Origin of the sequence: Pseudomonas sp. PS1(2021) (assembly GCF_020405165.1) — a bacterium.
Lineage (GTDB): Bacteria > Pseudomonadota > Gammaproteobacteria > Pseudomonadales > Pseudomonadaceae > Pseudomonas > Pseudomonas aeruginosa.
Genome location: NZ_CP084484.1, coordinates 1,191,155 through 1,209,377, shown reverse-complemented (window position 1 = coordinate 1,209,377; position 18,223 = coordinate 1,191,155). Strand labels below are relative to the sequence as shown.

The following is an 18,223-nucleotide window of genomic DNA, read 5'->3' as shown; positions in this document are numbered from 1 at the left end:
CGAGGTGCATATGGCCCGGTTCATCACTCTCTCGCTGCTCCTATTTCCCATCTGCCTGGTATCGGGATCGGGATGGAGTGCCCCAGCCACGGTCGAAACGCAGCAGCGGTCCAGCGAGCAGGCCGCGCTGCAGCAAGCGCGGTCCGCAGCACAAGCCAAGGCCTGGGGGCTGACCGATGACGAATGGGCCAAGTTCGAGCGTCTGCAGAGCGGGCCCCGCTATTACTGGTCACCCCAACTCGACCCGCTGACCACCCTGGGCGTGGAAGCCGATTCGGACCAGGAGCGTCAGCGCTATGCCGAGCTGCAGGTACGCCTCGAAGCCAAGCGCGCCGAACGCGAACTGGCGTATCAAAAAGCCTACTCCGCTGCTTGGGGGCGGCTGTTTCCGGGGTTGCTGCCGGTACAGGGGATGAGCGATGCCGTAACCCCGTCGAGCAACCCGCGCTATGCGGTGTTTGTGGAGGCCCCGTGCACGACTTGCGAGGCCCGCATCCGCCAATGGCTGAGCAGCGGCGCCCACCTGGACCTCTACCTGGTGGGCAGCCAGGGCGATGATGCGCGCATTCGGCAATGGGCACGCAAGGTGGGCATTACCCCTGCCCAGCTTGGCAGCGGCCAGGTCACCCTCAATCACGACCGTGGCCGCTGGTTCACCCTCGGCGCAAGCCGCCCCCTGCCCGCACGCTTTCAACAGGTGGAAGGGAAATGGCAACGCGTCGACTGAGCTTCGCCCTGGCCCTGCTTGGGGGGGCGGCGGTCCAAGCGGGCGGCCTGCCCCCGCCAGCCTACCAGTTGGCCGCCGCCCAGGCCGGCATCCCGGCCTCGGTGTTGTTCGCCATTGCCCAGCAGGAGAGCGGTACGTTGCTGCGTGGGCAGCTCATGCCCTGGCCATGGACCTTGAATGTGGCCGGCACGCCGCAGCGCTTCGCCACCCGTGACCAGGCCTGCACCGCACTCACTGTGGCGCTCACCCGGCATGATCCCAAGCGCATCGATGTCGGCCTGGGGCAAACCAACCTGGGTTATCACCCGGAGCGCTACCCCACCGCCTGCGATGCCCTCGACCCGCATAGCAACCTCGCCGTCACCGCCGACCTGTTACACGAGCACTACGCCGACGTCGGTGACTGGGTCATCGCCGCCGGCCGCTACCACCGGCCTGCGGGTGGGGCCCCAGCGGCGCGCTACCGCACGCAGTTCAGCCAGCACTGGCAGCGCCTTGAAGCCGCCATGCCCAACCGTGGAGGGCCACGCTCATGATTGAAGTTCGCGGAGGCCTGTTGATCAGTTGGTTCGTGTGGTCGTTAGCTGCCAGCGCATTGCTTTTGCCGACGCCCTCTGCCATGGCCACTGAATCGGCCGCGCCGGTAGAACGACCCGATCCACGCATACTGAATTGGGTGCTGCCGGTGCACAGCAAGCGCCTCACGCCGGGCGATGTCCCGCGCAGAAAACTGGATCTGCCAGGCATGGTCCCGCTGTTCCTGGTTGGTGGGGACAACGCCTCATTGGCGTGGCTGGCGCAGCACGCGCCAGCACTGAAGCGGTTGGGCGCCAACGGCTTGGCCGTTGAAGTCGCTGATGCAGCGGCGCTGCAGCGCATCCAGGCGATAGCGCCTGGTTTGGCCATCTGGCCGGTCAGTGGAGACGACATTGCCGAACGACTTGAGCTGGAGCACTACCCGGTACTGATCACACCAACCGGCCTGGAACAGTGAGGCACCGCCATGGGTGATCATGCAATGGAATCCCTGCTGCGCCCAGCGGTGGAACTGTACACCGTGGGGATCTGTGCCGGTGCCGGCGCGCTGTGCCTGCATTCGCCTTGGGCGGTGGCGTTGTCACCGGAGATTGGCGCCGGTATGGCCCTGGCCTATACCGCCTTCGGCCTCAAGCGCCTCAATGAGGCCCGCATTGTCCTGCGTTATCGGCGTAATATCCGCCGCCTACCCCGCTATTCGCTGACCAGCCGACAGATCCCGGTCAGCAGTAAGCGCCTGTTCATGGGGCGTGGCTTTCACTGGAGCCGCCTGCACACCCAGCGTTTGCTCGAAGCGCAAGACCCCGCGCTCGCCCGCTACGTCAACCAGTCAGCGGCCTACCAGTGGGCCCGGCGCCTGGAGCACTTGCTGGAAAAAGCCCCACCTGGGCTCTCTCTCCTGCCCCGAGTGACCGCCTGGGACAGCCCGCTCAACCCGGTACGACCGCTGCCGCCCGTGGGCGGCTCACCGCTGCTGCATGGCGTCGAGCCCAACGAGCAGGAAGCCTCCTTGCCACTGGGCGAACGCGTGGGCCACACCCTGGTGCTGGGCACCACGCGGGTCGGCAAGACGCGCCTGGCCGAGGTCTACATCACCCAGGACATTCACCGACCAAGCCAGGAAGTGGTGATTGTCTTTGACCCCAAAGGCGATGCCGACCTGCTCAAGCGCATGTACGTGGAAGCGCGACGGGCCGGCCGTGAACACGAGTTCTACGTCTTTCACCTGGGCTGGCCGGAGATTTCCGCACGCTACAACGCCATCGGCCGCTTCGGTCGCATCTCGGAAGTCGCCACCCGTATCGCTGGCCAGCTGAGCGGTGAAGGCAACTCGGCGGCGTTTCGCGAGTTCGCCTGGCGCTTCGTCAACATCATCGCCCGAGCTCTGATCGAGCTGGGCCGGCGCCCCGACTACCTGCAGATCCAGCGCCACGTAGTAAACATCGATGCACTGTTCATCGAGTACGCCCAGCACTTCTTCGCCCGGCATGACCCGCAGGCCTGGGAGACCATTGTTGATCTCGAGGCTCGGCTCAACGAGAAAAACATACCGCGGCACATGATCGGCCGCGAGAAACGTGTGGTCGCCATCGAGCAGTACCTGACCGCCAAGCGCCTATTCGACCCAGTAATGGATGGCCTGCGCTCGGCGGTGCGCTACGACCGCACCTACTTCGACAAGATCGTCGCCTCGCTGCTGCCGCTGCTCGAGAAGCTCACCAGTGGCAAAACGGCCCAGTTGCTGGCACCCAATTATTCAGATCTGGACGACCCAAGGCCTATCTTCGACTGGCTACAAGTCATCCGTAAACGCGGCATCGTCTACGTCGGCCTGGATGCGCTGTCCGATGCCGAGGTCGCCGCAGCAGTCGGCAACTCGATGTTTGCCGACCTGGTCTCCGTGGCCGGGCACATCTACAAACATGGCATCGACCACGGTTTGCCCGACTCCTCCACTACGACCGAGAAGGTGCCCATCAACCTGCACGCCGACGAGTTCAACGAGCTGATGGGCGATGAATTCATTCCGCTGATCAACAAAGGCGGCGGTGCCGGTATCCAGGTCACTGCCTACACCCAGACCTTAAGCGACATCGAGGCGCGCATCGGCAGCCGGGCCAAGGCCGGTCAGGTCATCGGCAATTTCAACACGCTGCAGATGCTGCGCGTACGGGAAACCGCGACTGCCGAACTGCTGACCAATCAGCTGCCCAAGGTAAATGTGCAGACGCGCACCTTGGTCTCCGGCGCGACGGACACGGCGGATCCCGATGCCCGTACCGACTTCACATCGTCCTCACAGGACCGCGTGACCAGCACCGCCGTGCCGTTGATCGAGCCCGCGCACATCATCGCCCTGCCCAAGGGGCAGATGTTCTCGTTCCAGGAAGGCGGGCAACTGTGGAAGGTACGGATGCCGCTGCCTAAACCTGCCAGCGACGATGCGATGCCGGCGGATCTGCAGACCCTGGCCGCACGTATGCGCGAGTCCTACAACGCCAATGCGGGAAGTTGGTGGAGCAGTGCCGGCGGTGCCCCGACGGTCGACTTCGATCCAGAGATGCCACCACCCGGGCGTAAACCCGCCACGTGATCCCCTGACAGCCCAAGAATACCTGGAAGCATCATGCCTACCGCCCCAACCAACCCGCCTCAGACACAACGACGATCAGGGCTGATCTTCGGCGCGCTTGAGTTGTGCCTGCGATTGTTTGGCCTGCTGTTTGCTTCCCTGCTGTTTTCCATCGTGCTGGAGTTCATGGGCATGCTCTGGTTCTGGCCAGAACAGGGTTGGCATCATAGCCATGCAATGTGGCTGAGTGAGCTGGCTTGGCTCAGTAGTCACTTCAAGAGTTCCCTACTGGTGCAAGAGCCGGCGCAAGCAACCGCCACCGTACTTGAGCACCTGAACGACTGGATCGTAGTGCGCTCCGGATGGGCGCAATCCGATACCCAACTGAAATTGCTCAGTCGAGAAGCGTCATTGCAGGGCCAGTTCGCGCACGCTTACGTTGTTATGCAGGACTACCTGCTCGCGACCCTGTTCACGATCTTCACGTTCATGGTGCGTCTGGTCGTTCTTACCTTGGCGATCCCGCTATTTTTTCTTGCTGCGGTCACTGGCACGATCGATGGGTTGATGCGTCGCGACCTGCGCAAGTTCGGAGCGGATCGCGAGAGTAGCTTTGTCTACCACCGAGCGAAGCGGACGTTGCTGCCACTGATGGTGAGCCCTTGGGTGATCTACCTCGCACTCCCTTGGTCCATAAATCCCATTTTGGTATTACTGCCGTGCGCTGCACTACTTGGGTGGATGGTGGCGATCACGGCTACAACGTTCAAAAAATATCTTTGAATGACTGCAAACTACCCATTGCTGCCAGTGGCGACAGACAACAACCGGCCAGAAGTAGCATCCCGATGCGGCACTCTCAGACGTTGGTGGCATTCAAGATTCTCTGCTTGACGTCGATAGCTCGTAAGATGCGATACTGCCAGAAGTAGCAATATGCCACCAACTGACACAAGGACGTTTCTTTGCGCCTGCTCACAATCTTTTTCACATCCAGCCTGATCGGAAGCATCAGCCGCTGGATGCCCCCCAAGCTCGCCTTGTAGTTAGCGTACCGGGTACGCCGCCCCGATGATCTGATCAGTCGCATGGAGCTTGCGACTCAACTTGTCGCAACTTCATGCAAGCCTGTTTCCAGCGGACAGGGCGAACGCCCTCGCCCCCCTTACTTTCCAACAGTACTCTCCATATCGCCATGAATGCCATCAGCTCAACAGGACCGTGAGAAACATGAAGCATGCAACAAGGTTAGTGGCCCACTCGGGAAAAACGAGGCCTCGTCAGACAAGTAGCGCCCCCTTCGATGTGTTGGTACTGGCGACCATGAGTGCAGGCAAGACATCGTTCATCAATGCCCTGATCGGGCAAGAACTGCTGCACACCGCCAACGAAGCCACTACCGCTTGCATAACGCGTGTCGAACATCGCCAAGGCGCGCGGACCTTCGACGGTGCTTGCTACTCGCATGATAATCAAGAGCTTGCGCGACTTAAGGACACTTCAGCCGCGATGCTTCGTGACTGGAATGCCAACAGCGAAGTGAAGCGAATCTGCTTGAAAGGCAACTTCAAAATTGTACCCAGCCCTGCATCTGGCCTGGTATTGCATGACACCCCCGGCCCGAACAACAGCCAGGACCACAGGCATGCAGAGCTGATGCTCGAAGCGGTACGGACTGTTTCTTTCAAAGCCCTGTGCTATGTACTTAATGCCAGCCAACTGGGCACGCAGGATGATCGCGCGCTGCTAGAGCAAATTCGTGATGAACTCGCGACCCGACCTGACCACACGATCTACTTCATCCTAAACAAAGTCGACCTGCTGGACCCTGAGACGGGTGAAACCATTGATGCCTATGTCGGGAAGGCTCACCGCTACCTCACAGCCATTGGCTTTGAACAACCGATCATCATCCCGACCATGGCCAACGTCGCACTCTATGCCCGCAAGGCCCTCAAGGCCCAGGCCTTGACTCGCTCGCAGCGGCTGAGGCTTCACCAGGCCCTTGCCGACCTGCAGGAAAACAAGCGCTCGCTACTTCATGCGATGGTGGTGCCAGACACCATCAAGAAAGGCGTATTCAAGGCACTCAACAGCCTGGAACGGCAACGTCAGCTCAAAGCGCTCGACGCGCAAGCCTGCGAAAAAAACGATTTGCAGCAATTGGTGGCCATCAGCGGTTTGAAGACCGTAGAAGCCCTGATCAAACATCAACGTCAATCGATCAAGAATCCATGAACCGCATCCATATCACGCACAACCCTTTCACCGTCGAAACGATTTTCTCGATCAACGACCAGGCCCCGGCAGACGGCTGCAAATTGTCGAGCTACAAGGAGTCGCGCCTGCAATTGTGGGTCGAAAAGCTGTTCGATGAATTGAGCGAACTGTTCAATGGAGACAATCGCTTCTATGTCGCTTTTACAGGTGTTGAGTCTGACTTCCTGGATATCCAGGAAGCCGCTAACGTGGCCATTGCCAATGGCATGCAGGTGGAACTGGAGTGGCACCAGACCGTACCTACCGAACAACGCTTGGAGCAGATCCGCGCCTTGATGGCCGAGGCGCGCGAGCACCCTCAGTTCGATCAGTTCATCGCTGACAACGAGCAGGTTCGCAAGTCCATCGATGAAGCGTTCAACCGTGACTTCGATGTTTATGTCGTCGCGACCATGTCATCGGGTAAGTCGACATTGATCAACGCGATGCTGGGGCGCGACCTGCTCCCTGCGGCGAACGAAGCGACGACTGCGACAATTGCCCGGATCACTGACAATGATCGGATGGCCGATCGATTCTCGGCCAAACGCTTCAACCGCAAAGGTGAAGAAGTGGGTGCGGCTGACAATGTCGACCTGGAATGCCTCAAAGAGTGGAACCAACTCGAGGACACCCAGCTGATCGATATCGAAGGCAATATCGTTGCGATTCGCGAGCGCGAGGACGTGCGCCTGGTCCTGACCGATACCCCTGGCCCCAACAATAGCCAGGATGAAGAGCATCAGCTCAAGACCATGAGTTTCATTCAGGATTCCCGGCGCAACCCGCTTATCCTGTATGTGCTGAATGCCAGCCAGCTGGGCACCAACGATGACAGCAATCTGCTCGGTCTGGTCGCCGAGACCATGCGCAAGGGTGGTAAGCAAAGCAAGGATCGCTTCATCTTCGTGATCAACAAAATGGACGTGTTTGATCCTGAGCAAGGAGAAGATATCCCTTCTGTACTCAAGCGCGTGAACCAGTACCTCACCAGTAATGGTATTCAGAACCCCCTGATTTATCCGATCTCTGCCAACCTCACTCGCTTGATCCGAAAACCGAGCGACTTGCACACGCGCAAGGAGCGCAACGAGCATAAGTCGATGGCAGACATGTTCAGCGAAGAGCCAAGCATGAACATGCTGCAGTACATGCCGATCACCTCTCGCGTGCATCGCTCGCTGCAGGAAAAACGCCATTCCCCGTTGCTGCTCAGCAGCGGCTTGCCGGCAGTCGAAGCGATGATCGACGAGTACATCGACAAGTACAACCTGCCGCACCGGCTCAAACGCGCCTATGAAGCCCTGGGTCACGCCATTCGAGTGGGATTGAATGAAACTGACCTGATCGAACAACTGCAACAAGATGAAAGGGCCCTGGCTCATCTGAACGAGGAGATCCAGGGCCTGCAGCAGCGGCAGGAAAAGGGCTTCGATACCGCCGCTTACAAAGACAAGCTGGAGCGTGAGGGCAAGACCCTCCCCCGAGACACAGAGCTTGAGCTGGCCAAGCTGGAAGCCGTTATTGGGCCCATCATCAAGCAGCTGGGCGCAAACTTCATGCAAAACGACGTTCGGGTAAGCATTGCCGAAGCGCGCGTGCAAGAAGCAGAAGAACTGCTGCAGTTCAACCATCGGAAGCTGGTGAACCAGTACGAGTCGGTGTTCATTTCCAGTCAAGAGCTTATCCGCCAAGACCTGCATACCGAGTATCAGCGTTACGTCACAGAAATCTTCCAAGGCACCGAGAGCTTGAACCTGCCAATTTTCGAGGGGCTTAAACAGGCGGCCTCGAACATCTCGTTCAATCTGTCCGTATGCCAGGATGATATTCAAGTTAAACGCGTTGTCATTGGCACACGTGAGGTAAGCGACAGCTCTTGGTGGAACCCCTTCTCCTGGGGCTCGACCAGAACGGTACGGGATTACGGCAACGAAAATTACGTCGATCTCGAGAAGTTCTGGCAGGAGCGTTCAACTCGAATCCAGGCCGAATTCACACGCCTGGTCGAAAACGCTCGCAGGGAAATTGAGGTTGGCAAGGACCGTTTGATCGAACAATACGTTGCATTCATGACCCGCGAATTTGACCTCAAATTTGCCGAACTGCTGACGTCCTTGAGTTCCAAAACCACAGACCGAAACGCCCGCGAAATTGCAGTTTCCGAAGCCAAGGCACTGCGTGCTTGGATCGATAACTTCAAAACCAAGCTCGACAGCACACTGGCTATTTAAGGAGCCCCAACATGACCACCGATATGCTTGCCGAAGCCAGGAAGAGTTATCTGCTGTCAATCAAGGACCCTAATGCCAGCACCGTCCTGCTCAATGACCTTCTGGATCGCGCCGTGAAACAGTCCCCGGAGCTGCTGGTCGCCTTCGAGCCAGGGGTTGGGAAAAATGCCCTTGACCCCGACCCCGTGAGCTGGAGTGCAGACTACCTGACTCGTCAAATGTGGCTCACTCAGCAGAACTTCGCCCGGGAGCGCATTGAGCACTTGCTCGCCGTTCGCGAGCATCTGCGCAAAACCGGGGTGAAAGGTTTTGTGCCTACGCAAACGCCTCCAGAAACTCAAGCCGAGAGTGACGTCAACGTGCAGTCAAACTATGAGCCCTCCTCCAACCTCAGGAAGTTCGTACAGGAAGGCGAGCTGCTCACCATCCGGACCGCCCTTCGCATGGAGCTGGATGACAATCGCCTGACCTCTACCGACCTCCGTGCTGCATTGGCCTGGGCAGCCAAGCAGGTTCCAGCGCTTCTGGAAGCTTATTCTGAGAAGTCATTCGCTCGCGCGATGGAATCGGACCAGAAGCTGTGGACGAGCGAGTACTATGAGCTGCAGGTTGTCTACCTCAAGACTAACTACGCTCAGGAGCGCTTCCTGCACCTCATCGAAGTACGTGACCTGTTGCGCCATCAAGGCGTAGAAGGCTTCGCGCCCGTGCAACCTAAACCACGTGCCAGTGCCAGTGCCAACGCTGGTCAAGCCGCACCCGCTTCGCACCGCCCTCAACAGCAGAACTCCCGGTCACAACAGTCGCACCAGGCTCACCAAGGCCACCAATCGCAACCCCGCGCCGCAGACAACGACCGCAACCCAGTCTTCAAAGCCGCTTTGCTTGTCGGCGGCGCCCTGGCTGCGCTGGTGGTCTTTCTGGTTGCGCTGGTGAAATAACGCCATGGCAACCTCGACCCTGACCCCGCTGGCAATCCGCGAGATCCAGCAAAACGCCACGCTCACCCTGGCCGCTGGGCGTGCGCTGATCAACCGTAGCTACCTGAGCGAACTGGAGCAGTACCCGGTCATCGCGTCAAACCAGCGCATCAGCCTGAACCGCGCCAGCGACCTGCGGATATTCCGCGTCGAGCGCATCGTCCAGGACAACAAGCAGTCGGTGCTGGAAAGCACCACTGCCGCCTATACAGCACTGGGCGCCGCTGGCTATACGGTGTTCCTGTTCTTGCGCTCCAATGGCATCGAGACTGAACTGTTCATTGGTACCCGTGGCGAACCCGGTAAGATGCTCGGCCACAACTCCGGCGAGTTGCTGCGCGAGACCTTCAAAGGCCACTTCCCGGGTAGTGCACTGCAAGCGCTGAGCGTCCAGGACGCCAATGCGCTGCTCGACAAGCTCGAAAACGAGAAAAGCAACCCATCTGCCAGCATTACCGCTGTCACGGGCGTACCTGCATTGTCGACTGAAAACCGCGACCACTTCATGCAGGGGCTGGAGCGCTTCATCGACGCAGCAGAGCGGCGCGAATACCAGGCACTGATCCTGGCCGAACCTGTTTCTTCGCAGAAACTGGATACCATTCGGATCGGCTACGAACAGGTGGCGACCCAACTTTCACCGTTGGCAAAACAGCAGCTTTCCTATGGCGAGCAAGATAGCGACAGCATTGGCCTGAGTATCAGCCAAGGCCTGAGCACCTCACTTGGCCACAGCCTTGGCCTTACCGAAACTCGCGGCACCAGCAGTACGACTGGAACCTCCACCAGCGAGAGCAATGGCACCACTGAAAGCTTCAGTTCGCAAACCGAAGCCTCGAAGGCAGCCGCCATTGCCGGTAGCGCCATCGGCGCGCTTGCCGGATCGTTCCTGGGCCCGGTGGGCGCGGTGGTCGGTGCTCAGGTTGGGTCAGGCATCGCCGCTGCATTCAATGAAACACGCAGCACAGGTACTAGCCATTCGGCTACCAGAGGCACCAGCGAAAGCAATGGCACGTCCTGGAGTGAGTCCTCTGCCCGTACACAGTCGACAACCCACACCAGCAGCACGACCGACAGCCAATCGGTCAACCGCACCAGCGGTAGCAACCGGCAGCTGTCGATCGAATCGGTGGACAAGACGATCGAGCAGTTGCTGGGCAGGATTGATCACCATCTGCAACGTATCGACGAAGCCAAGACCTACGGCGGCTGGAATTCTGCTGCCTACTTCATCGGTGACAGCAGCGCCTCGTCCGAATCGCTGGCAAGTATCTTCCTGGGCCTGGTACGCGGCAGCAAATCCAGCCACGAAGACTTTGCGCTCACCACCTGGACGTCGAGCAACAAGTCTGCCGTGCTTGAATGGCTCACGCGCCTCAGCCACCCCGAACTCAAACCTGCGTTCGCCAGCCGCGTGCCGGTACCGTTCGTGACCCCTGCTACGCTGATTTCCGGTAAGGAAATGGCAATCCAGCTGAGCCTGCCACGGCGCTCCACTTCAACCGTGTCGGTCGTCGAAACCCAGGCATTCGGACGCAAGGTACAGCGCCTGGACGACCAGACCACACGGCGCCCGGGTGCCAGACAGCTATCCTTGGGCAACATCCGTCACCTGTGGGAAAACCTGCCGCAGACCATTGAGCTGGACATGGACCAGCTGTCCAGCCACGTGTTCATCAGCGGTTCCACAGGTGCAGGCAAGAGCAACACGCTCTACGAAATGCTCGACCAGGTCAGCGCCGCTGGCGTGCCATTCCTTGTCATCGAACCCGCCAAGGGCGAATACAAACATGTGTTCGGCCATCGCAGCGATGTGACTGTGCTCGGCACCCACCCGGCGCACAGCGCCTTGTTGCGAATCAACCCGTTCCGCTTTCCGGCAGCAATCCACGTACTCGAGCATGTCGACCGCCTGGTGGAGATCTTCAACGTCTGCTGGCCGATGTACGCAGCTATGCCCGCAGTGCTCAAGGACGCAATCCTGCAAGCCTACCTGCGCTGCGGCTGGGACCTGGAAAGCTCGAGCAACCGCTACAACGAGGAAATATTCCCCACCTTCGTCGACCTGCTGGAAACGCTACAGGAAGTGATCGAGGCGTCGGCCTATTCCCAGGAGCTCAAAGGCAACTACATCGGCTCACTGTCGACCCGCATTCGATCACTGACCAACGGCCTCAATGGCCAACTGTTCGTGGCCGACGAAATCGACAACGACGTCCTGTTCGACAGCAATGTGATCGTCGACCTCAGCCGCATCGGTTCTTCAGAAACCAAGGCGCTGATCATGGGTATCCTGGTGATGCGCCTGAGCGAGCACCGCATGGCCCACGGCGGCATGAACCAGCCCCTGCGCCACGTCACGGTGCTCGAAGAAGCCCACAACATCCTCAAACGCAGCCCGGAAGGCAGCGCCGAGGGTGCGGGGCTGATGGCCAAGTCTGTAGAAATGCTGACCAACGCCATTGCCGAGATGCGCACCTACGGTGAAGGCTTCATCATCGCAGACCAATCGCCCCATGCCGTGGACATTGCCGCGATTCGCAACACCAACACCAAGATCATCATGCGCCTGCCCGATGAAACCGATCGCCGCCTGATCGGTAAGTCCGTGGCGCTGGATGACGAGCAGCTGGACGAGATTGCCAGGCTCCCCAAAGGTGTAGCCATCGTCTATCAGAATGACTGGCTCGAACCTGTAATGTGCCAGGTGCGCAAGTTCAAAGGCGAGGAAGCGCCCTACCAATACCAGCCGCAAGCGACGGCGGGCATCGCCCGCAGTGACTTCAACGGCCAATTGCTGAAGCTGCTACTCAGCCAGCGCGTGGTTACGCCTGCCCAGATTGACTGCGACTTGCTGCAGCAGGGCCTGTGCGCACTGCCATTGCCTGCCCGCACCCGCATCAACCTGTTGCAGATCGTCACACAGTACCGTAACCAGCAGGCACCAGGCATCTGGCGAACGGAAGCCTTCGAGCGCCTGGCGCGCTTGGTGGTGGATACGCTGAATTGCCGCCGCCAGGTCAACCAGATCATACAGGAGGCCAATGACTACACGCACCTGGACCAATTGCTCGACGGGCTGCTCGAACAGAGTGCCAACGGCCTTTCAGTCGAGCTGGCCCTCGCCGCTCAGCAATGCCTGATGAAAGACTACAGCCTGCAGCACGAAAGCCACCTCGACATTTATGCGATGTGGCACGCGCACCATGAAAAAGGAAGCGTCCGGTGAACTTCGAGAACTTTGCCATCGAGAAGGCTGAAGCCCCCTCCCGCCTCGCCCTGCTCGCCAGGGAAACACCCGACAAATGCCTGATCATCGCACAGCTGGATCGGCCGATCGTGCTGACCCAGGAAAGCCGCCTCGAGCTGCCCGGCATGGGTGACGAAACTCGTGAACGGCTGGAGAAGCTCGGTTTCCCCAAGGAGTTGCTGGACGTCATCAACAGCGAGGCCGAAGCGCGTATCTACGAAGAGGCCAACCTGGAGCCGGCCCAGGTCAACGGCAAGGATGCACTGATCCGCACCGACATCGATTACGATCAGAAAGATGCCTTCGACCGCACCAACCTGGAGCGAATGAAGCTGGGCCTCGCCCCGCTCGATGCGCAGGGCAGACCGATTGAGTTGCACCATATTGGGCAAAAGCAGGACTCTCCCCTGGCCGAGCTCACACGCGATGAGCACAGGGGCAATGGTAATGACAATGTGCTGCACAACAAACTGAAAGAGTCGGAAATCGCACGGGACGATTTCGACAAGGAACGCAAGGGATACTGGAAGGCGCGAGCCGAACAGATCGAGAGCCAACGGTAAGCGAGTGCCTACATGAAAACACTGGAAAAACTGGTCGCAGAACAACAGGCTGCTACCCGGCCTGTTACCAAGGCAAACATCGATACGCTCGAATCGAACCTGGGGTTCGAACTTGCCAACGAGTACCGGGAGTACCTGGAGCGCTTCGGCGTGATTGCCCATGACGCCTACGAAACCTACGGCCTTGGCGTGCCGGAAGACTACTTCCTGCACGCACTCAATGCTTACAAGGACCTGGCGTCGGACCCCAGCTACCCAGCAACTGCGATACCGCTGCTGGAGCTGGGAGACGGCCAATACTACCTGTACGACAACCGCAGTCAGCGGGTCGTGCTGTGGGCTACCCCCAACGGTGGTGTCGTCCGTACCCTGGATGACAACCTGGAAGCATTCCTGATCAAGCATGTTTTCCAAGGCTGACGCCACGATAGCCCCCCCCTGCGGCGAGGTATCTTGCGCCTGGCATTGCAGGCGCATTACTTGTTTGCCTACCTGAAAGATCTGCTGCCCGGAGGCGGCCAAGGGCTACCCATCCAGGTAGCATGCCGCCGCCCAGGCTTCGACAAGGAAGCTTCGCAATTGCCACAAATCAGCTCCCGCGACACCATCAGCCGACAATGGGAACTGCTACACAAGCTACCCACCAAGGGCCCCGGCATCACCAGCGGTGAATTGCTCGAGAAAATGCGGGATACGGGCTATCGCATTACCAAACGTACCGTCGAACGCGACCTGATCGAACTGTCGCGCGTGTTCCCGCTGACGTGCAATGACCGAGGTAAACCGTTCGGCTGGCACTGGGCCCCGGGGGCAAGCATCGACCTGCCCGGCATGAGCGTCAGTGAAGCGTTGAGCCTGACACTCATCGAAGACACCATTCGCCCGCTGCTGCCCAACGGAATGCTCAAGGCACTGCAGGGCCGTTTCCAGCATGCGCGCAAGAAGCTCGAGAACATGGCCGATGAAAACCTGGCGGCGCGCTGGATGAGCAAGGTTGCCAGTGTTCGCCCAGAGCTCAACCTGCAGGCGCCAAGCATCTCGGCGGAGATTCTCGAGACGATTCAACTGGCCCTTCTCGAAGAGCGTCAGATCGCTTGCCGCTACTACTCCGCCCATGGCAACAAGACCAGTGAACTGACACTGAACCCTCTGGCTCTGGTGCAACGTGGTGTAGCCACCTACCTGATCGGTACCGCCGATCATTATTCGGACCTGCGACAGTACGCAGTGCATCGGTTTCTCAACGTCGAGATCTTGCCGGCTGCCTGCGAAGGCGCGGCTCAGTTCGACCTTCCCCACTACCTTGCCAGCGATGCCTTGCAATTCGGTGGCCCGCAGAAGATCAGTTTGCAGGCATGGGTCAGCGAAAGCCTCGCCCGCCTGCTGCGGGAAACACCCTTGGCAGAAGACATGGCGCTGCAGGCCTGCGAAGGTGGGTACCGCCTGACTGCGACAGTCAGTGACAGCTGGCAGCTGAACTGGTGGATGCTGTCGCAGGGCGATGGACTGGTGGTCGAGCAACCTGTGGAACTGCGCCATAAGCTGCTCGAGACGCTGCGAGGAACATTACAGCGTTATGAGCGGGCGACTGCATAGCGGGTCGCCCTGCCCAACTTATCTATCAACCCACCTCGCAATACAGGTGTTTCTGCGCGGTCGGGGTTGTTTCACACCCTATAGTGAGCCTCGATCAGCGCCAGCATCGTTTCGCAATGGGCATCGATCTGCGATTTGCCCCACTGCTTGCCATTACCCAGCACATGGAACATGTGCGCGAGCTTCAAGGAATCGTACTTGGGCTTGGCGAGGAATGCCGCCTGCTTCTTGAGCACGGCCTGATTGCTGTACGAGGAGTTCTCGCCTGGACTGAGCAGCACCAGGTTGCCAAACCCATGCAACAAGTCATCGGCGAGTGATCGATCAAACTCTTCGTTCTGTGGATGCACATGCTCTACCGAGTTTTTCGAGGTGATGCGGTAGAGATTCAACTTGTCACTGTCCATCCAGGTGCAGGCGCGCCGCTCGCGCCAGAGGATGTACTCAAGCTTCTGGAACCAGTAATGCTCGAACCCGGTTCCGTGCGCCTGTTTCAGGTATTTCAGCTTGCTTGCCAGCGGGGCCGATGCGACGGTGTCGCGGGACAACAACTGATAACTCGCGTATTTCTGGGTCAGCTCTGTCAGTGACAGTTCGTTGTCAATCTGCTCAAGCAGGGCAAGCACCTGATGTTCGGACAACGCTGGATTCTCAACCAGCCGCCCTAGGAATGGCGTCAGCCAATATTGCGCACTGCGCTCCCCGGTGAAGTAGCGCACGCTTTGCAACTGGCCCAGGTCGGAGGTTTCCTGATTGACCGAGCGCCAGGTCGGCCCGTGGCCTTTGCTGCGGTTGTTGAACGAGCACAAGCGCAAGGTGCGATCGTCTTCTTCACCCAGGCGCACCCACTTGACCACCCAGCGATCAAACTGGAAACGCACTTGCCACAAGCACTCCATGAATGCCTTGGCTTCAGCGGCACTGGCTCGATTGACGAACTCGACAAAGCTTGCATTTAGGTTGCTGTCATTGAGCCGTGTCTCGATATCGGCAGCCTTGATACCGTGCTGGTAGATGCGATACGCATGCATCAGCAATAAGCCGAAACTGATGATGGACTGATAGCGGGCATCATCATCCTCTTCAGTTTCAGATGACACCTCTGCGGCATGCTTCATCAATGAGATGTCACTGATGGTGCGGCCTTCTTGAGTAGCTGCAGCGGCACGCTCGATGTGAAAATGCTCCCGCGAATATTGAGCAAGGTCGTTGAACTTCAGTACCCCCCAATCCGTATGCTTGAAGACATCGCGCAGGTTCTTCTCGAAGTAGTCCCCCATGTTCTCGCAGGCCTGCCAGATACCTTCGTAGCTGGCGCGATGATGCTTGATACGCTCCATCAAACGCGCCTTGAGGATATCGGTCTGTTCCAGTTGCACACCGCTGGTGTTGAGGGTGGCAAAAAGCTTGTTGAGGTCCATGCCGGCGGGCATGACGTTGTTGACCCACGTCACCCGATTGAAAAGGTAATGGCCAACCCGCTCGAGGGCTTCGCGCCCCTCATCCGCCAAGAGCTTGTCCAGCCTGTCGGATGCCGTTTTGCGCGCAGCGCAAAGGTGTTTCAGATAAGGGTTGGACGCTACCTCCTCATCCACTGCAACTTCGTCTGTCAGCCCCGCCCAGGCACTCAAACGCGCCTGGACTTCCTCACGAATGTTGAACGTGAGGCGTGGTGCGCTACCCAGCACCACCAGCGAACGCAAGGATGAATCAGGCATCTGCTCGCAAAACGCCAATGCCAGCACCATCAACGTCGTCATGCGCTGTTGGCCGTCGATCAGTTCGTAGGTTATGTCTGCTGCCGAATCCACACCCGACGGCACCTGGCTGGTCAGCACAGTACCGATGAAGTAGTGCGACTGCTCAGGGGTGCCGCTTTCATCAACAGCGCTTGCCTGAATGATCTGCTCCAGCAGGTCCTTCACGTCTTCACTGGGCCAGACATAAGGCCGCTGGTAGCACGGAATCGTCAGCGCAATGTTCTGTTCACACAGCACTGCTGCACTTTGTACTTGGGATTGCACCTGAGCATTCATCATTTGCCTCCTTGGCGGGCAGCGTCAGCGAGACAGATTCGGTCGATGGCAGCGCAAAGCTCTGCGTCGTATCGCGCCGCGACGTCGCCGTAATTCGGCCATGGGAGCTCGAGGCCGAGCGTGGCAGAGACTGACCGAACAAAGCGCTGCTTGATGCTGTTCACATCCAGGTTCTCAGCACTGACAGAGTACTTGTAGGCGCGCAGGTAGCCCAGAAGCTCTTCGTGGGTATGGCTTGTGGAAATCCAATCCAGCAGCGGCGTGTTGCGCAGGTGGGTTTGCACCCCGTCCTCACGCACGCTCACATCGTTGATCAGCCGTGGCGCGAACACCATGCGGAAAATCCATAGGCTGGCTTCGAGCAATCGGGCACTGCCGAACTGGCTGGCGTACATGAGCAACGCACAGTCATAGGCCCGGGTCAGGAATACGCTGCCGCGTGCATCCAAGGCCAGAAGCTTGTAATAAAAGGCCGATGAACCGATGGGCGCGCGGGCAGTGTCCAGCAACGTTTGCCGCAAACCGTGAAAGTATTCAACAAAGCGCATCGTGTTTAGGCCCGCCCCAAGCGGCTGACGCATGGCGTAGCCAAACTGGGCGACATGCGCCTCCTTCCCCCAGGCATCGCGGTGCACCTGCAGCGGCCGGTAGGCAATATCGCCACCACCTGCCAATGTACGCTCAGCCAACTCAGCAACAATTTGCTTACGTTCAAGGACCGGGTCACGATCACTCGCTACATTTCGCCAGCGTAGCGTTTGCCAATGCCGGGCCTTCATGAATGTAGCGACCAGAGGCTTGAGGTCCCCCATGCGCTCCCACGCACGGGCGTAATCATCCTGTGCCGTGTTGGGTACACTACGCAGGTGGTAGGCCTTGATAATGTCCGCACCGCCCAGACGTACACCGGATGTGTTCTGTGTTTCAAAAAAGCGGTAGGCATCATCTTCACGCCGCGTGACCACCAGCGTTACATTGATACGCGAGAAGTCCACCTCGGGTAGCGGCTGGCGTGCAAGCCAGCGGAGGTTACGGTGGATGCGCGAATGGCTCTCTGGTGAGCTGTAGGTCAACGCAGGCGCGCCCTTGTCGCCATGTTGCAGGTAATGAATCAGCGCAAGGCTGGTGATGCGCTGTTGCCCATCGATGATATTCAACAGGCCGCGCTGACGCGCATTGCCGCCGTCCTGATGAAGGATGATGCTACCCAGGTAAAAGTCGTGCGCCGGGACGTCAGCACTGAAAAAAGCCCTCAGGTCGTCGAGCAGCCGCGAAAGTTGCTCTTCGCCCCAGCGGTAAGGCCGCTGATACTCGGGCAGCCGCAGGTGGCCAAAGATGAAGTTGCCATCACTGGAAGGAATTTTCGCGGCCTTGAAGACATTGGCCAACGTCGTAGAAGCAACAGCAATACCATCCACCTCTACCGGCGATGATGGTGCAAGTTGACGTTCGCTCACAGCTTGATTCAT

General features: G+C 58.9%; 14 protein-coding genes. 12 read left to right on the top strand and 2 right to left on the bottom strand.

All coding sequences use genetic code 11. The annotated features are described in order from the left end of the window. The first annotated feature begins 10 nt into the window (after positions 1 to 10). From LE197_RS05995 to LE197_RS05940, 12 genes are all read left to right on the top strand, one after another. The gene (locus LE197_RS05995) at positions 11 to 727 is read left to right on the top strand and encodes a TIGR03759 family integrating conjugative element protein (RefSeq protein WP_096426364.1); all 717 of its coding nucleotides are present in this window, start codon (positions 11 to 13) and stop codon (positions 725 to 727) included. Next, entirely contained in the window at positions 709 to 1,263 is a 555-nt protein-coding gene (locus tag LE197_RS05990; protein ID WP_096426365.1) for a transglycosylase SLT domain-containing protein, read from the top strand. The genes LE197_RS05995 and LE197_RS05990 overlap by 19 nt, the downstream gene beginning before the upstream one ends. Then, positions 1,260 to 1,721, top strand: a complete 462-nt coding sequence (locus LE197_RS05985; protein WP_226033890.1) for an integrating conjugative element protein — start codon at positions 1,260 to 1,262, stop codon at positions 1,719 to 1,721. The genes LE197_RS05990 and LE197_RS05985 overlap by 4 nt, the downstream gene beginning before the upstream one ends. Before the next feature lie 9 nt (positions 1,722 to 1,730). Further along, entirely contained in the window at positions 1,731 to 3,857 is a 2,127-nt protein-coding gene (traD, locus tag LE197_RS05980; RefSeq protein WP_226033889.1) for a type IV conjugative transfer system coupling protein TraD, read from the top strand. A gap of 33 nt (positions 3,858 to 3,890) precedes the next feature. Continuing rightward, positions 3,891 to 4,619 carry a TIGR03747 family integrating conjugative element membrane protein gene (locus LE197_RS05975; RefSeq protein WP_096426367.1) on the top strand — a complete coding sequence of 243 codons (729 nt, stop codon included), beginning with the start codon at positions 3,891 to 3,893 and terminating at the stop codon, positions 4,617 to 4,619. A gap of 447 nt (positions 4,620 to 5,066) precedes the next feature. Then, positions 5,067 to 6,074: a dynamin family protein gene (locus tag LE197_RS05970; RefSeq protein ID WP_096426369.1), complete on the top strand. Its 1,008-nt coding sequence runs from the start codon at positions 5,067 to 5,069 to the stop codon at positions 6,072 to 6,074. Beyond that, positions 6,071 to 8,329, top strand: coding sequence for a dynamin family protein (locus LE197_RS05965; RefSeq protein ID WP_096426370.1), 2,259 nt, complete (start codon positions 6,071 to 6,073; stop codon positions 8,327 to 8,329). Before LE197_RS05970 ends, LE197_RS05965 begins: the two co-directional genes overlap by 4 nt. A gap of 11 nt (positions 8,330 to 8,340) precedes the next feature. Beyond that, positions 8,341 to 9,270 carry a hypothetical protein gene (locus tag LE197_RS05960; RefSeq protein WP_226033888.1) on the top strand — a complete coding sequence of 310 codons (930 nt, stop codon included), beginning with the start codon at positions 8,341 to 8,343 and terminating at the stop codon, positions 9,268 to 9,270. A gap of 4 nt (positions 9,271 to 9,274) precedes the next feature. Then, on the top strand, positions 9,275 to 12,538 hold the full coding sequence (locus LE197_RS05955; RefSeq protein WP_226033887.1) for an ATP-binding protein: 3,264 nt from the start codon (positions 9,275 to 9,277) through the stop codon (positions 12,536 to 12,538). Next, on the top strand, positions 12,535 to 13,122 hold the full coding sequence (locus LE197_RS05950) for an HNH/ENDO VII family nuclease (RefSeq protein WP_096426372.1): 588 nt from the start codon (positions 12,535 to 12,537) through the stop codon (positions 13,120 to 13,122). The genes LE197_RS05955 and LE197_RS05950 overlap by 4 nt, the downstream gene beginning before the upstream one ends. 12 nt (positions 13,123 to 13,134) lie before the next feature. Next, entirely contained in the window at positions 13,135 to 13,542 is a 408-nt protein-coding gene (locus LE197_RS05945; RefSeq protein ID WP_096426373.1) for an SMI1/KNR4 family protein, read from the top strand. 33 nt (positions 13,543 to 13,575) lie between these two features. Beyond that, positions 13,576 to 14,718 (top strand): helix-turn-helix transcriptional regulator, encoded by a 1,143-nt coding sequence (locus LE197_RS05940; protein WP_318840996.1) that lies wholly within the window; start codon positions 13,576 to 13,578, stop codon positions 14,716 to 14,718. A gap of 71 nt (positions 14,719 to 14,789) precedes the next feature. Here LE197_RS05940 and LE197_RS05935 read toward each other — a convergent pair whose 3' ends face one another. Both LE197_RS05935 and LE197_RS05930 read right to left on the bottom strand, forming a co-directional pair. Continuing rightward, a complete protein-coding gene (locus LE197_RS05935) occupies positions 14,790 to 16,754 on the bottom strand; it encodes a DUF262 domain-containing protein (protein WP_172901746.1) in 1,965 nt (654 codons plus the stop codon). Beyond that, complete coding sequence (locus LE197_RS05930; RefSeq protein ID WP_096426375.1) at positions 16,754 to 18,223, bottom strand: DUF262 domain-containing protein; 1,470 nt, start codon at positions 18,221 to 18,223, stop codon at positions 16,754 to 16,756. The genes LE197_RS05935 and LE197_RS05930 overlap by 1 nt, the downstream gene beginning before the upstream one ends.

Coding starts and splice junctions, on each gene's coding strand:
- LE197_RS05995 (WP_096426364.1), top strand. CDS start 11: ATGGCCCGGTTCATCACTCTCTCGCTGCTCCTATTTCCCATCTGCCTG.
- LE197_RS05955 (WP_226033887.1), top strand. CDS start 9,275: ATGGCAACCTCGACCCTGACCCCGCTGGCAATCCGCGAGATCCAGCAA.
- LE197_RS05970 (WP_096426369.1), top strand. CDS start 5,067: ATGAAGCATGCAACAAGGTTAGTGGCCCACTCGGGAAAAACGAGGCCT.
- LE197_RS05985 (WP_226033890.1), top strand. CDS start 1,260: ATGATTGAAGTTCGCGGAGGCCTGTTGATCAGTTGGTTCGTGTGGTCG.
- LE197_RS05945 (WP_096426373.1), top strand. CDS start 13,135: ATGAAAACACTGGAAAAACTGGTCGCAGAACAACAGGCTGCTACCCGG.
- LE197_RS05990 (WP_096426365.1), top strand. CDS start 709: ATGGCAACGCGTCGACTGAGCTTCGCCCTGGCCCTGCTTGGGGGGGCG.
- LE197_RS05965 (WP_096426370.1), top strand. CDS start 6,071: ATGAACCGCATCCATATCACGCACAACCCTTTCACCGTCGAAACGATT.
- traD (WP_226033889.1), top strand. CDS start 1,731: ATGGGTGATCATGCAATGGAATCCCTGCTGCGCCCAGCGGTGGAACTG.
- LE197_RS05935 (WP_172901746.1), bottom strand. CDS start 16,754: ATGAATGCTCAGGTGCAATCCCAAGTACAAAGTGCAGCAGTGCTGTGT.
- LE197_RS05930 (WP_096426375.1), bottom strand. CDS start 18,223: ATGAATCAAGCTGTGAGCGAACGTCAACTTGCACCATCATCGCCGGTA.
- LE197_RS05975 (WP_096426367.1), top strand. CDS start 3,891: ATGCCTACCGCCCCAACCAACCCGCCTCAGACACAACGACGATCAGGG.
- LE197_RS05960 (WP_226033888.1), top strand. CDS start 8,341: ATGACCACCGATATGCTTGCCGAAGCCAGGAAGAGTTATCTGCTGTCA.